Below are 1,318 nucleotides of genomic sequence, written 5' to 3' on the forward strand. Positions count from 1 at the left end.
CGAGATCAGCGACCATGAAAGCATCGAGACGGTTCGCTGGCTGCCGGTGCATACGCCGCAGGGTAAGCTGCGCGCGCTCGGCTTCTGGGTCGGCGTGAAGGGCAGGGGAACGTCGCTGAACCAGCCGCTGGACAGAGTGGCGAGCGTGCTGGCCAGAGCCTGCGGGCATATCGGATCCGGCGCCGAATATCTCTACAACACGGTCAGCCATCTCGAAGCATTCGGCATCCGCGACCGCAATCTGTGGCGATTGCAGGAATTGGTGGCGCAGGAGGTCAGGGCCATCCATGGCCGCAAGCTTGAGCCTGGCCTTTCGCTCGCACTGCAAGCCCGACCGCAGTCGCAATAATATGAGTAAAAAAATCATGTTATTGCCGAGCCTTTTCAGGGACTTGCGTCGAAAATTGACCAATTGATAAAAAAATAAAACGTGCTAGCCTTCTAAGAAAACATGGGGAACTGACGATGCCAGAAGGCCAATTCAGGGAAGGCATTGCGGGCGGCAGGCTCTCGGCCGACCAGTATGCGGATAATTTTTCCGACCTGCACCCGCCGCTCGACCACCACGAGGCGCTGGTCGAATCCGACCGCTGCTATTTCTGCTACGACGCGCCGTGCATGAATGCATGCCCGACCTCGATCGACATTCCGCTGTTCATCCGCCAGATCTCGACCGGCAATCCGATCGGTTCGGCCAAGACCATCTTCGACCAGAACATATTGGGCGGCATGTGCGCCCGCGTCTGCCCGACCGAGACGCTGTGCGAGGAAGTCTGCGTGCGCGAGGTGGCGGAAGGCAAGCCGGTGCAGATCGGCCGCCTGCAGCGCTACGCCACCGACGTCGCCATGGGCGAGAACAAGCAGTTTTATCCGCGCGCCGAGCCGACCGGCAAGACGGTCGCCGTGGTCGGCGCCGGGCCGGCCGGCCTTGCCGCCGCGCACCGGCTCGCCCGCCACGGCCATGACGTGACCATCCTGGAGGCGCGCGCGAAGGCCGGCGGCCTCAACGAATACGGCATCGCCGCCTACAAGAGCGTCGACGATTTCGCCCAGGCCGAAGTTGACTACGTGACCGCGATCGGCGGTATCGACATCCAGAACGGCAAGGCGCTCGGCCGCGACTATCAGCTGTCGGATCTGATCCGCAATTACGACGCGGTGTTTCTCGGCATGGGCCTTGGCGGTGTCAATGCGCTGCGTGCCGATGGCGAGGACGCTGACGGCGTCATCAACGCGGTCGAGTTCATTGCCGAGCTGCGCCAGGCCAGCGACCTTTCCGGCCTGCCGGTTGGTCGCCGCGTCGTCGTCATCGGTGGCG

The 1,318-nt window shown here is 62.7% G+C and carries 1 protein-coding gene and 1 pseudogene; both read left to right on the plus strand.

What is annotated here, in order from left to right; all coding sequences use genetic code 11:
- A pseudogene (locus EN914_RS35700) lies at positions 1 to 349 on the plus strand (gamma-glutamylcyclotransferase); the annotation flags it as partial.
- Positions 350 to 465: 116 nt separating this feature from the next.
- Positions 466 to 1,318: FAD-dependent oxidoreductase (locus EN914_RS35705; protein WP_127389701.1), on the plus strand; the 853-nt coding region annotated here is incomplete at its 3' end.

The organism is Mesorhizobium sp. M7A.F.Ca.CA.001.08.2.1, from assembly GCF_003998455.1.
Lineage (GTDB): Bacteria > Pseudomonadota > Alphaproteobacteria > Rhizobiales > Rhizobiaceae > Mesorhizobium > Mesorhizobium ciceri.